The organism is Streptomyces daliensis, from assembly GCF_054782395.1.
The window spans coordinates 1-13,068 of the sequence record NZ_BAAGSO010000122.1 but is presented as its reverse complement, the minus strand read 5'-3'; the positions used below and the strand labels follow the sequence as shown (position 1 = coordinate 13,068).

10 protein-coding genes and 1 other RNA gene are annotated in these 13,068 nt (G+C 70.6%); 7 read left to right on the top strand and 4 right to left on the bottom strand.

Annotation, left to right across the window (positions count from 1 at the left end):
* Positions 1 to 113 precede the first annotated feature (113 nt).
* The gene (gene ltrA, locus ACYVOO_RS35150) at positions 114 to 1,853 is read left to right on the top strand and encodes a group II intron reverse transcriptase/maturase (RefSeq protein WP_461019783.1); all 1,740 of its coding nucleotides are present in this window, start codon (positions 114 to 116) and stop codon (positions 1,851 to 1,853) included.
* A gap of 310 nt (positions 1,854 to 2,163) precedes the next feature.
* Positions 2,164 to 2,571: a hypothetical protein gene (locus ACYVOO_RS35145; protein WP_461019782.1), complete on the top strand. Its 408-nt coding sequence runs from the start codon at positions 2,164 to 2,166 to the stop codon at positions 2,569 to 2,571.
* A 242-nt stretch (positions 2,572 to 2,813) separates the two neighbouring features.
* Here the strand turns inward: ACYVOO_RS35145 and rnpB are convergent.
* Positions 2,814 to 3,217: RNase P RNA component class A (gene rnpB, locus ACYVOO_RS35140), an RNA gene on the bottom strand.
* Between the two features lie 259 nt (positions 3,218 to 3,476).
* On the opposite strand from rnpB, the gene ACYVOO_RS35135 reads away from it, so the two are divergent.
* Complete coding sequence (locus ACYVOO_RS35135; RefSeq protein ID WP_461019781.1) at positions 3,477 to 4,439, top strand: bile acid:sodium symporter family protein; 963 nt, start codon at positions 3,477 to 3,479, stop codon at positions 4,437 to 4,439.
* Here ACYVOO_RS35135 and ACYVOO_RS35130 read toward each other — a convergent pair.
* Both ACYVOO_RS35130 and ACYVOO_RS35125 read right to left on the bottom strand, forming a co-directional pair.
* On the bottom strand, positions 4,366 to 5,550 hold the full coding sequence (locus tag ACYVOO_RS35130) for a lactate 2-monooxygenase (protein ID WP_461019780.1): 1,185 nt from the start codon (positions 5,548 to 5,550) through the stop codon (positions 4,366 to 4,368). The two genes, ACYVOO_RS35135 and ACYVOO_RS35130, sit on opposite strands and share 74 nt — an antisense overlap.
* A 66-nt stretch (positions 5,551 to 5,616) precedes the next feature.
* Complete coding sequence (locus ACYVOO_RS35125) at positions 5,617 to 6,006, bottom strand: MerR family transcriptional regulator (protein WP_461019779.1); 390 nt, start codon at positions 6,004 to 6,006, stop codon at positions 5,617 to 5,619.
* Positions 6,007 to 6,069: 63 nt separating this feature from the next.
* On the opposite strand from ACYVOO_RS35125, the gene ACYVOO_RS35120 reads away from it, so the two are divergent.
* Positions 6,070 to 6,795, top strand: a complete 726-nt coding sequence (locus ACYVOO_RS35120; RefSeq protein WP_461019778.1) for an SDR family oxidoreductase — start codon at positions 6,070 to 6,072, stop codon at positions 6,793 to 6,795.
* Positions 6,796 to 6,953: 158 nt separating this feature from the next.
* On the opposite strand, the gene ACYVOO_RS35115 is transcribed toward ACYVOO_RS35120, so the two are convergent.
* Entirely contained in the window at positions 6,954 to 7,760 is an 807-nt protein-coding gene (locus ACYVOO_RS35115; protein WP_461019777.1) for an SDR family oxidoreductase, read from the bottom strand.
* A gap of 109 nt (positions 7,761 to 7,869) precedes the next feature.
* Here ACYVOO_RS35115 and ACYVOO_RS35110 point away from each other — a divergent pair, with 109 nt between their 5' ends.
* From ACYVOO_RS35110 to ACYVOO_RS35100, 3 genes are all read left to right on the top strand, one after another.
* On the top strand, positions 7,870 to 9,501 hold the full coding sequence (locus tag ACYVOO_RS35110; protein WP_461019776.1) for an alkaline phosphatase D family protein: 1,632 nt from the start codon (positions 7,870 to 7,872) through the stop codon (positions 9,499 to 9,501).
* 140 nt (positions 9,502 to 9,641) lie between these two features.
* Complete coding sequence (locus ACYVOO_RS35105; protein WP_461019775.1) at positions 9,642 to 10,958, top strand: multidrug effflux MFS transporter; 1,317 nt, start codon at positions 9,642 to 9,644, stop codon at positions 10,956 to 10,958.
* The gene (locus ACYVOO_RS35100) at positions 10,931 to 12,115 is read left to right on the top strand and encodes a serine hydrolase domain-containing protein (RefSeq protein ID WP_461019774.1); all 1,185 of its coding nucleotides are present in this window, start codon (positions 10,931 to 10,933) and stop codon (positions 12,113 to 12,115) included. The genes ACYVOO_RS35105 and ACYVOO_RS35100 overlap by 28 nt, the downstream gene beginning before the upstream one ends.
* The last annotated feature ends 953 nt before the right edge of the window (positions 12,116 to 13,068 follow it).

Here is a 13,068-nt window from a genome sequence, read left to right as displayed (position 1 = left end):
CTCAAACAACCCGTCGGATACGGGACTTGTGCCCGGCCCGAAAGGGAGCCCACGCGGATCAGGTGGGCCTGCGGAGGACGCGGTAAGGAAGCCCGAACCAAAGGACAAGTTGGATGCCGATTTCGGCGAACGGACCGGAGGACTACGCACAGGCGTGGCACAGCATCGACTGGGCCAGGGTCGAAGCGTCGGTAAGGCGACTGAGGCAGCGAATATTCGCGGCAACTCAGGAAGGCGACCTCAAGAAGGTTCGCAATCTGCAAAAGCTCATGCTGTACTCCCACTCCAACACGCTGGTGAGCGTCAGGAGGGTAACGCAGCAGAGCCAAGGCCGTCGAACGGCAGGAATTGACCAGGAGGTCATCCTCACCCCGCATGAACGGGGAAGGGTGGCCGCTCAGATCTCTGCGGAGCGGATTCCTGGTAAAGCTCAGCCGGTTCGGCGCGTGTACATCCCCAAGGAAAACGGGAAGCAGCGCCCATTGGGAATTCCAGTCATCCGCGACCGGATTCGCCAAGCCCGTGTCAAGAATGCGCTGGAGCCCGAATGGGAGGCCCGGTTCGAGGCGCGAAGCTACGGCTTTCGCCCAGGCCGGGGCTGTCATGACGCCATCGAGCAGATCTTCACCGTCACCGGCCAGCACAAGGCACGGCGGCTGTGGGTCCTCGATGCGGATCTGACGGCGGCATTCGACCGCGTTGCCCACCACCACGTGCTGGAAAGCCTCGGCAACTTCCCTGCCAGGGAAGCAGTCCGGGGCTGGCTGGCAGCGGGAGTGATGGAGGCCGGTCGATTCGCTCCGACCCCGGAGGGAGCCCCCCAGGGCGGAGTGATCAGCCCCCTACTGCTGAACATTGCTCTGCACGGTATGGAAGAAGCGGTCGGGCATCGGGTCGACAAGAATGGAAAGACCCCGAAGAGGTGCCCTGTCCCGGTGCGCTACGCGGACGACTTCGCGGTGTTCTGCCACAGCGAAGAGGAAGCGCGGCGTGTCAGGGACAACCTGACACAGTGGATGCGTCCGAGAGGTCTCTCCTTCAACGAGGACAAGACGAGAATCGTCCACCTTGAAGAAGGATTCGACTTCCTCGGATTCAGTATCCGGCGCTATCGGGGAAAACTGCTGATCAAGCCGAGCAGGCACGCCGTGATGAAGGTCCGGGAACGCCTCCGCACGGAGATGCTCGCGCTGCGAGGCGCGAACGCGAAAGCGGTGGTGAAGAGGCTCAACCCGATCATTAAGGGATGGGCCACGTACTACCGGACCGTGGTGTCCAGCAACGTCTACGGCGCGCTGGACCACTATATGTGGGTGCTCACATACAAGTGGGCAAGGCATACACATCCGAGGAAGTCGAGTACCTGGGTAGTCTCCCGGTACCTCGGCAGGTTCAACTCGACCAGGCGCGACAGATGGGTATTCGGAGATCGGGAGTCCGGCCTCTATCTATTCAAATTCGCCTGGACCAGAATCGACAGGCACGTCATGGTCAAGGGGCGCAACTCGCCCGATGACCCTGCCCTGACGAACTACTGGGCGACCCGCCGAAAACGAGGCAAGCTGCCGTCGACCTTCGACAAGATGTCGATCACCCTTGCCGCCCGCCAAAGGGGGATCTGCCCCCTGTGCAAACAGGCGCTGATCTCCGGAGCCGAATACGAGCCGGACAGTCCGCATGAATGGGCTTCCTGGTTCGCGGCATCGATGAAGTTGCTGCATAAACACCACTTCATCCACCGGCGGGACGGCGGGCCGGACACGCGAGCCAACCTCCGCCTTGTACACGCCGACTGTCATCGCCAGTACCACGCTGGAGATCACGGGAGGGCCGCACATGCAGACCCATCCTGAGCAGCCCTTGGGTCTGCTTGAGCCGGATGCGGGGACGACTCGCACGTCCGGTTCTGAGGGGGCCGGGGCACAGCAATGCGCCCCGGCTACCCGACTGAGCACCACCACCGTGACCCCGTAAAGACGCCCGTCCCTTGGAGAACCGTCGGCAGCGGTCCAGGGGAGGGGCCGTGTCCCGACGTGGGTGATGGCGCCCGGCCCCCGCGCCCGGGGCCCGGACACACAGCGGCCTGGTCCCTGCGGAGACCGGATGCGCCCCCGCACGCCCCCTAGATTGAGGGCGCCGCCGACACATGAGAAAGAGTCATAAATGCGCATTGACCGGTTCCAGGCCATGGCTCTCGACGCCTACCGCGCAGCTCCCGAGATCGCGTCCGCCGAGCTGTGGGAGGACGGCACCAGGCGTCCGCACGGTATCGAGCTGACGGTGGCCGGGCGGACGGTCCGGCACGCGATCACCCGGGTCCGTACGCCTGGCGAGGACATGGGGCAGCCCGAGGCGACCCCGGTCGAGGGCACTCCTCCGGCTCCGGTCGAGCCGCGCCCCACGCCCGGCGGGGGCCGTGACCGGCAGACCGCGGAGTATCTCGCGGCCGTGCTCGCGGGCACCGCACATCCGGAGCTGGCGTGCGTCTACGCGTATGGCGAGAAGAGCCAGAACGCCGGACTCGGTGTCGAGTTCCACAGCGGCGCGAAGATCCACATGCTGCTGGTGTGACCTGGGGGACGAGTCCTCTTCACGCAGGAGGCGCTCATGCACGGACGATCCGACCCGTACGAATGCGGCTACTCGAACTGCTCCTACTGCGGGGCCGGAGTGTCAGTGGAGCCGGGCGAGCCCGCACCGAACCACCAGGAGACGGGCACGAACCGTCAGTGTCCCGGAGTCGGCTCCGCAACCATCGGGTGACCCCGGACGCCCGGAGAGCTGCCCCGCGCGAATCACCACGTGAGGTGGGGCGGACGAGTCGGCCATGTACGCCGGGTTCTGTCTCCCCGGAGCCTCGCGGCGCCGGGGGAGGCGGCCATCCATCTAGGGCCGGTGTTGCCACCGGCCTCGTGCGGTCTACCCGCGGACTCGGGCGAGCAGCCCTCGGACATCCGCGCAGGGCCGTCAGCCGACGGCCCCTCTTGACCTTGCTCCGGATGGGGTTTACCTAGCCGCCCAGGTCACCCTGGGCGCTGGTGGTCTCTTACACCACCGTTTCACCCTTACCGGGAGCCTCGCGGCCCCGGCGGTCTGTTTTCTGTGGCACTGTCCCGCGGGTCACCCCGGGTGGGCGTTACCCACCATCCTGCTCTGTGGAGCCCGGACGTTCCTCGGCGGGATCCTGGGACCCCGACGCGACCGCCCGGCCGGCTCGTCCGCCGTGCCGTCCATCCTACCCGCGGGCCCCGGGCGCGATCACCCACGCCGGGCCGCCCCGGACAAGGCTCCTGGACAAGGCCCCCGGACCAGGACCACCCGCCCTGGCCACGCGGCCCCGGACAAGGGCGCCCCCGGACACACCCCGTACCGGCGAACCGCCCAGCGCGCAGCGTCCCCGTACCGGCGCACCGCACAGCGCGAAGCGACCCCGCACGGATGTGGACTCCTGACCCCCGTGCCTCCACCCTGACCCCGTGGACTCGCCCTTCGTGACCGTCCTGCTCCCCGCCGTGCTCGCCGTCGTGATGCTCGGGCTCGGGCTCAGCCTCACCGTCGCCGACTTCCGGCGCGTACGGGAGTACCCGCGTACCGTCGTCGCCGCGCTGGCCTGCCAGCTCGTGCTGCTGCCCCTCGTGTGCTTCGGGCTCGTGAGCGTCCTCGGGCTCGCGCCCGCGCTCGCCGTCGGCATGCTGCTGCTCGCCGCCTCGCCCGGCGGCACCATGGCGAACCTCTTCAGCCACCTCTTCGGCGGCGATGTCGCCCTCAACATCACGCTCACCGCCGTCAACTCGGTGCTCGCCGTGTTCACGCTGCCCGTCGTCGTCAACCTCGGGCTGGACCACTTCGCGCCCGGCGGCGAAGGAACCGGCACCGGCACGGTCGGGCTGCGGTTCGAGAAGACGGCGCAGGTGTTCCTGCTCGTGCTGGTGCCGGTCGCGACCGGCATGTACGTGCGGGCCAGGCGCCCCCGCTTCGCCGATGCCGCCGAGCGCCCCGTGAAGGCCGTCTCGCTGGTGATCGTCGCGGGGATCATCCTGGGCGCCGTCGCGGCGGAGGCGGAGAACATCGGCGGTTACCTCGCCGCCGTCGGCCTCGCCGTCGCCGTCTTCGGCGCGGTCTCGCTCGCGACGGGCTACGCGGCGGCGCGCCTGGTGAGCGCCGGGCACCGGCAGGCCGTCGCCTGCTGCATGGAGATCGGCATGCACAACACCACCCTCTCCCTCACCATCGCGCTGAGCCCCGCCCTGCTCGACAGCACCGAGATGGCCGTCCCCAGCGCCGTCTACGGCATCCAGATCTACTTCCTCGCCGCGGCGGCAGGGCTGCTGCTCAGGCGGGCCGCCGCCCGGGCGGGCCAGCGGGTCAGGAGGGCCGATGGCGCAGCGAGTCAGGGGACAGTTCGCCCGGCGTCCGGTGACCCGAAAGACCCAGGGTGAGGTCCAGGTCGGCGAGCAGGCTGCGCAGCACGTGCCGCACCCCCTCCTCGCCGCCGTGCGCCAGCCCGTACGCGTACGGGCGGCCGACGAGCACGGCCCGCGCGCCCAGGGCGAGGGCCTTGAGGACGTCGGAGCCGGTGCGGACGCCGGAGTCGAAGAGCACCTCCGTACGGTCGCCGACGGCCTCGGCCACCTCGGGCAGCATGTCGAGGGACGCGGCGGCGCCGTCGACCTGGCGGCCACCGTGGTTGGAGACGATCACCCCGTCCATGCCCGCGTCCACGGCGCGGCGTGCGTCGTCCGGGTGCTGGACGCCCTTGACCGCGATCGGCCCGTCCCAGTGCTCCCGCAGGAAGGACAGCCGCTCCCACGACCTGTCCGTGCCCGTGAACATCGGCACCCAGCGCAGCACCGCCGCGATCAGGTCCTCCTCGGGCGGCTGCGCGAGCCCGGCGCGGAAGGCGGGGTCGGAGAAGGGGATGGCCGTGCCGACGCCCCGGATGAAGGGGAGGTAGGACTGGTCGAGGTCCTGGGGCCGCCAGGCGAGGGTCCAGGTGTCGAGAGTGACGACGAGGGTGGTGAAGCCCGCGCGGCGGGCGCGGTCGAGGATGCTGAGGCAGACGTCGTCGTCGTTCGGCCAGTAGAGCTGGAACCAGCGCGGCGCGTCCGGGCCGTTCGCCTCGGCCACCTGCTCGACGGTGTACGAGGAGGCCGTCGAGAGCACCATCGGGACGCCGAGGGAGGCCGCTGCCCGCGCGGTGGCCAGCTCGCCGTCGGGGTGCACGATCGACTGGACGCCCACCGGGGCCAGCAGCACCGGTGCTGGCATGTCCGTGCCCAGGACGCGGGTGCGCAGGTCGCGGGCCGTCGCGTCGCGCAGCATGCGCGGGACGAGGCGGTGGCGCTCGAACGCCTCGCGGTTGGCGCGGTGGGTGGCGCCCGAGCCCGCCGCCCCGGCGACGTAGCCGAACGCGCCGGGGTCGAGCCGCTCGCGCGCGGAGGCACCGAGCGCGGTCAGGTCGGTGGTGAACGGCGGCAGGTGCCCGTCGAGGCCGTTGAGGTAGATGTCGTTCTGGTAGTTGCCGAAGTTCACCGGCGACGGCTCGCTCATCGGTGTCCGTACCCCCTCGTCGTATGCGGCCAGCCGGGCCATTTTCCGGGTGCGGGTGCGCGGCGGCTACGGCAGGGGGTGACGGGCCGCTCCGCTGTGGTGGTCGGCGGTGGTGGCGGTGGTGGCGGCGGCGGTGATGAGCTGGTCGAGCCGGTGAAGGGTGTGGGCCATCTCCTCGACTCTCGCCGCGAGGCGGTCGCGTTCGACGCCGAGCATGCGGCGCTGTGCGGCGCTGGGGCTGCCGTTGTTCACACAGGGCAGCAGTGCCGCGATGGCGCGGCTGCTGAGCCCTGCCGCGTAGAACCGCTGGAACAGGCGCACCACCTCGACGGTCTCCTCGGTGTAGCGGCGCTGCCCCGACGGTGTGCGCTCGGGGCTCAGCAAACCCTGCTCCTCGTAGTAGCGCAGCGCGCGCACGCTCACACCGGCCCGCTGAGCCAGCTCTCCGATCTTCATCGCCACTTTTCTCCCTTACCGCACTTGACCCTCACGTCGACGTGAGGTTCTAGCGTAGCGAGCGTGAACATTCGAGATGAGATCGCGCTGGTCACAGGCGCGAACAGGGGTATCGGGCACAGCTTCGTCACCGAGTTGCGGCACAGGGGCGTCAAGAAGATCTACGCGGCAGCGCGCCGCCCTGAGACCGTTCCGGAGATTCCCGGCGTCGTCCCGCTGGAGCTGGACGTCACCGACGACGCGTCCGTCGCCCGGGCCGCGGCCACGGCCGGAGACACGACACTGCTCGTCAACAACGCCGGGGTCTCGACCTTCGCCCGGCTCACCGACGGCGCGGAGCGGGACATCCGGCTGGAGATGGAGACCAACTTCTTCGGCACCCTGCGCATGGTGCGTGCCTTCGCGCCGGTCCTGGGCGCCCATGGCGGCGGTGCCGTGCTGAACGTGCTGTCCGTCATGGCGTGGATGGCGTACGAGCACTCCAACAGCTACGGCGCTTCCAAGGCCGCGGCCTGGGCGCTGACCAACGGCATCCGGTACGAACTCGCCGGTCAGGGCACCCAGGTCACGGCGTTGGCCATGGCGAGCGTCGACACCGACATGATGGCCGCTATCGAGGACGAGAAGTCGGACCCGGACGCGATCGCCCGCGCGGCCCTGGACGGCCTTGAGGCCGGGTCCCTCGAAGTGCTGGCCGACGGGCGGACGGCCCAGTGGAAGTCACGGCTCGGCGAGGACCCGGCCCTGCTGTATCCGCAACTGTCCGCACGTCCCGCGGCCAAGCCGTAAGCCCACGCCGTCCACGCCGCCCGGGCCGGACGGAGCACCCTTCGGCCGGTCCCGGGCGCGCGGCACCTCCGCAGCTCTGTATCTCCGCGAGTGCGCTTTCGCGGCAGGTCCTCGTCGTGCGGCGACTTCGCCGGGCCCCGCACCTGGCCACACCTGCGCTAGCCGCGTCCGATGTACGGCATGGCCGTCGCCATCACCGTCGCGAACTGCACGTTCGCGCCCAGTGGCAGTTCCGCCATGTGCAGCACCGTCCGGGCGACGTCCGCCGTGTCCATCAGCGGTTCCGGCGCGGTCGTGCCGTCGGCCTGGAGGATGCCCTTGCCCATGCGGTCCGTCATGTCGGTGGCGGCGTTGCCGATGTCGAGCTGGCCGCAGGCGATGCCGTACGGGCGCCCGTCGAGGGAGAGGGACTTGGTCAGACCGGTCAGCGCGTGCTTCGTCGCCGTGTACGCGACGGAGTGGGGGCGCGGCACGTGCGCTGAGAGCGAGCCGTTGTTGATGATCCGGCCGCCCTGGGGCGACTGCTCCTTCATGGTCCGGAACGCGGCCTGGGCGCAGAGGAAGGCGCCGGTGAGGTTGACGTCGACCACGCCGCGCCAGTCCTCGTACGTCAGCTCGTCGACGGGCACGGCGGGCCCGAAGCTGCCCGCGTTGTTGAAGAGGAGGTCCAGACGGCCGTGGCGCTCGCGCACGGCGTCGAAGAGCGCGGTGACCTCGTCGGGCCGGGTCACGTCGGCCCGTACGACAGAGGTGGACGAGGACGCGGACGCCGTCCGCTCCGTACGCGCCGCCAGGCCCGCCGTCTCCTCCAGCGCACCCGTCCTGCGGCCCGCCAGCGCGACGTGCCAGCCCGCCCCGGCCAGCGCCAGGGCCACCGCGCGGCCGATGCCCGAGCCCGCGCCCGTGACCAGCGCGGTCCTGGGGGAGCGCGCGTCGTTCAACAAACCGTTGACCTCTGTCGTCATGCGCGCAGAGTACGTGATGCCCGACCGCGGGCACGCGGCCATCGGATGGTCATGTTCGTGACGCGTACCCGACAGCGATTCGCCCACCGCGCTCGCTGCACTCGGATGTATGACGCAGCCTTTGAGCGCAGACAGTGAACTGCGGGCCGCTGCCCGCCACTTGGGGCGACGGCGATTCGTGACCGCGACGGGTGCCGCCGTCGCACTCGCTCTCGGCACGAACCTTCCCAATACCGCCCACGCTGTGACGACACTCGATCCCATGAGAATCGAAAAGAACCCCTTCAGACTGGGTGTCGCCTCTGGAGATCCGCTTCCCGACTCGGTCGTCCTGTGGACCCGGCTCGCACCCGAACCGTACGTCTCGGGCAGCGGCCTGCCCGTCGAACCCGTCACCGTCACGTGGGAACTGGCCCTCGACGAGAACTTCACACGCGGCGTGACCAGCGGCGACGTCACCGCGCACCCGGAGTTCAACCACGCGGTGCACGTCGTGCCCGAGGGCCTCGAACCGGCCACCCGGTACTACTACCGCTTCACCGTCGGCGAGTGGACCAGCCCCGTCGGCCGCACCCGCACCGCGCCCGCCGCCGACGCCGACCCGGGCACGCTGCGCTTCGCGCTCGTGTCCTGCCAGGCGTACCACGACGGCTACTTCACGGCCTACAAGCACCTCGCCGAGGAGGAGAACCTCGACGCGGTGCTGCACCTCGGCGACTACCTGTACGAGTACGCCGTCGACGCCAAGGGCGGCGACCGCGACGACGCCGACCTCAAGCTGCCCTCCCGGTACAACAAGGAGACGACGACACTGGAGGACTACCGCCTGCGGTACGCCCTCTACCACACGGACCCCGACCTCCAGGCCGCGCACGCGGCCCACCCGTGGATCGGCACCTGGGACGACCACGAGGTCGAGAACAACTACGCCAACGACATCCCCGAGGACGGCTCCTCCTCGGAGAAGTTCCTCGTCCGCCGCGCGGCCGCCTACCGCGCGTACTACGAGAACCTGCCGCTGCGCCCGCCCCAGCAGCCCGACGGCGCCGACCTCCAGCTCTACCGGCGCCTCCGCTACGGACAACTGGCACAACTCGACATCCTCGACAGCCGCCAGTACCGCGACAACCAGTCCAACGGCGACGGCTGGAAGGTGCCAACCGACGACACCAACCGGCCCGAGCGCACCCTCCTCGGCACCACACAGGAGCGCTGGCTCGCCGCGGGCTGGCAGGAGTCGGGCGCGGTATGGAACATCGTGCCGCAGCAGGTCGTCTTCTCCCGCCGCCGCAACAGCACCACCAGCCCGTACCCGCTCTCCATGGACGCCTGGGACGGCTACCCGGCGGCGCGCGAACGCTTCAAGGAGGCGCTGAACGCGGCGGGCGTCGAGAACCTGGTCGTGCTCACGGGTGACGTGCACGTCCACTACGCGCTCGACATCAAGGAGGACTTCGACGACACCGCCTCGCGCACCCTCGGCGTCGAGCTCGTCACCACCTCCATCGCCAGCGGCGGCAACGGCGCGGACAAGCCCGCCAACTGGAGCACCTTCATGAAGGCCAACCCGCACCTGAAGTTCTACAACGGGCGGCGCGGCTACGTCCTCCTCACACTCGACGCACAGCAGTTGCGCGCCGACTACCGCACGGTCTCCTCGGTGACGACGCCCGGCGCGCCCGTCACCACGGCCGCCTCGTTCGTCTCGAAGGCGGGGGAGCCCGGACTGAAGTCCGTGTGAGCCGTGTGAGCACTGGCCGGGGCGGTCGGGTTTCGCGGGGGCCCTGACCGCCCCGGACCCCGGCTTCGGGCAAATGTGTGGGACGGGGGCAGAAACCCTGGGAGAATGTGTCTGCCGTTAACAATCTCCTGGAGAGGTGCATGACCGACCCCGGCCCTACCCGCGAGGCCGCCCTGTCCGCCACGACCCCCGCTCCCGTCCCCCATCCCCGCTCCCAGCCGCAGTCCCAGCCCAGGCCCGAGCCCCAGCTCACCCGCCGTCAGCGCGCGGGCCTGCTGGTGACCCTCATACTCGGCAGCCTCACCGCGCTCCCCGCGCTGTCGATGGACATGTACCTCCCGGCACTGCCCGAGGTCAGCTCCGCACTCCACACCCCGGCCGCGAGCGCCCAGCTCACGCTCACCGCCTGCCTGCTCGGGCTCGCCGTCGGCCAGCTCGTCGTCGGGCCCATGAGCGACCAGTTCGGGCGCCGCCGCCCGCTGCTCATCGGCATGGGCTGCTACGTCGTCGCGAGCGCGGCCTGCGCCTTCGCGCCCACCATCGGCACGCTCACCGGCTTCCGGCTGGTCCAGGGCCTGGCCGGATCGGCGGGCATCGTTATCGCGCGCGCCGTCGTCCGCGACATGTTCGACGGGCTCGCCATGGCCCGCTTCTTCTCCACGCTGATGCTGATATCCGGCGTCGCGCCCATCCTCGCCCCGGTGCTCGGCGGCCAGGTGCTGCGCTTCACCGACTGGCGCGGCGTCTTCCTCATCCTCACCGGCATCGGGGCGCTGCTCGTGCTCGTCGCGATGCGCTGGCTGCCCGAGACGCTCGCGCCCGCCGACCGGCACAAGGGCGGCGTCCCCGAAGCCCTGCGCACCATGCGCGGCCTCTTCGCCGACCGCGTCTTCACCGGCTATCTGCTGGTCGGCGGCTTCGCCTTCGCCGCGCTCTTCGCCTACGTGTCCGCTTCACCCTTCGTCATGCAGGAGATCTACGGCGCCTCGCCGCAGACCTTCAGCCTGCTGTTCATGGTCAACTCCATCGGCCTGGTCATCTGCGGCCAGATCAACGGCAAGATCCTCGTCGGCCGGGTCTCCCTGGACCGGGTGCTCGGCTTCGCGCTGTGTGTGACGGGGGCCGCGGCGGTCGCGCTGCTGCTGATGACGACGGGGGTCTTCGGGAAGGTCGGACTTTTCCCCGTCGCCGCCGGGCTCTGTGTTCTGATGTCCGGCATGGGTCTGCTGATGCCCAACGCCAACTCCCAGGGCCTGATGCGCGCCCCGCACGCGGCGGGCTCGGCCTCCGCGCTGCTGGGGACCTCGCAGTTCCTCGTCGGGGCCATCGCCTCGCCCCTCGTCGGGATCGCCGGGGAGCAGACCGCCGTGCCCATGGCACTCGTGCAGCTCTGCGCGCTGCTGCTCGCGGCGGTCGCCTTCGTGGGACTGTGCAGGCCGTGGCGCACGCGAGACTGAGACGGGCCGCCTCCCCCGAGCGCGCGGGGCTGGCGGCCTTCGAGCTGAGCGCGCTCGTCGACGAGGTGGACGCGCTCCCCGCGCGCGGCTGGTGCTCCGGCGCCGTCGTGCTCGCGGGGCGCGGGCCTTACGTGGTCGTCGAGCGCGCCACCGGCTGGGCCGTGCGGTACGCGTCCTGGGACCCCGTGGCCGGGGCGGGTGTCGAACTCCCCGAGAAGCACTGGGAGCCCACGCGCACCGACACCCTCTTCGACCTCGCCTCGCTGACGAAGCTCTTCACCGCCATCGCCACGGTGCAGCAGGTCGAGCGCGGCGCCCTGGATCTGGACCGCGCCGTCGGCGGGTACGTGCCGGAGTTCGCCGCCGCGGGCAAGGAACTGGTGACCGTACGGCAACTGCTCACCCACACCTCGGGGCTGCGCCCTGAGCTGCCCTTCTACGAGCACGCACAGGCGGCGCCCGCGGCCGGTTCCGGCGCCGTGCGCGGTGAACTGCTCACGCCGCTGTGGGAGGAACGCCTCCTCTCCCGCCCCGGCAGCGTCTACCGCTACTCCGACCTCAACCTGATCGCCCTCCAGCACATCCTGGAGCGCCTCACAGGGCGGGGCCTCGCCTCGCTCGTACGGGAGGGCATCACCGGGCCGCTCGGCATGGCCGACACCGGGTACGGGCCCGTGCCCGCCGCGCGCGCCGCCGCGACCGAGGACCAGCGCCGGCCCTGGGCCAAGGCCGACCGGGGCATGCTGCGCGGCACCGTCCACGACGAGAACGCCGCCGCGCTCGGAGGGGTCGCGGGGCACGCCGGGCTGTTCTCGACGGCCGCCGACCTCGCGGTGCTGTGCCGCACCCTGCTGACCGGGGGCGCCTACGGCACGGCGCGCATCCTCGCGCCCTCCTCCGTCGCGACGCTGCTGGCGCCGCCCGGGCTCGGCTTTCATGTGGACCAGCCCTGGTTCATGGGGGAGCTGGCGGGGCCCCTGAGCGAGGGGCGGGCCGCGGGGCACACCGGGTTCACCGGGACCAGCCTGGTCCTCGACCCCGTCACCGACACGTTCCTGATCCTGCTGGCCAACACCGTCCACCCCGTGCGACGCGCCCACCCGGACAACACCCCCCGCGCCGCGGCGGCCACCCATCTGGCCCGCGCGGTCCGCTAATGAAACGCAGGGTTCCCCCTTCACTGGGCTGTGCCGCTTCACGGGGTGCGGGGTGAAGGCCACACGGGGTGCGTGTTTCTCGTGGGGGTGCGCCTGGTGTGGGTGCCCCTTTGGGGGTTCGTTCGCGTGTGGCGGGCCGGTGGCACGGGTTGTGCCCACCCGTCCCGCCGAGCGGGACGCTTGCCCACAACAGTTTTGGCGTCGTCGCCCGGTGGGGGGCGCCCCTGGTTGCGCCTTGGGGTTTCGTTGCCGGGTGCGGGTGGGTGGCTTCGGCGCGGCGTGTGGACCGGTGCGTCGCGGCTGGCGCCGCGTGATTCCGGGTTTCTGTTGGGGTTGTGGGTGCGTGGGTGGGGGGTGTCCGGTGCCGGGGTGGGGTGTCTCCTCGGCGTGAAGGTTTCGTTTTCGGCGTTCGGCCGGTGACTTTCTCGACCTGCGGGGACACCCCACCCCGTCCCCGTCCCGCCGGTGGCCCGCTGCCCGGTTCCGGGTCGGCTGACGCCCACCCCCCTTCGCGGGGTGCGACTGCCTCCCTTGCCGTGTGGCGGCACCAACCCCAGCGTGGGAACCTGCGGTTCCCGCTTCACGGGGGAACCGGTCCCGCGCAACTCCCCCGGTGAAGGGGTGCGCCTATCCGGTTGCCCCTTTGGGGTTTCGTTGGCGTGTTGCGGGCCGGTGGGTGGGTTGTGCCCACCCTCCCCCAGCTACCGCTGGGAGGTGCCCCCTCGCCATGCGGAACGCCTGCCCACAACGGTGGTGGCTGGGCTGGGCCCCTCCGGTGCGGCACAGGGCGGGCGCACAACAGTGGGGCACCGTCGTCACCAGGCGCCGCCCGCAGCAGGGGCGGAAGCACTCCGGCACGGTGCCGGGGGCGGGCGCACCACGGTGGTGGAGCCGTCGTCGTCAGCTACCCCGACAGGGGCGGAGCCCCTCCGGTACGGCACCGGTCCACAGCG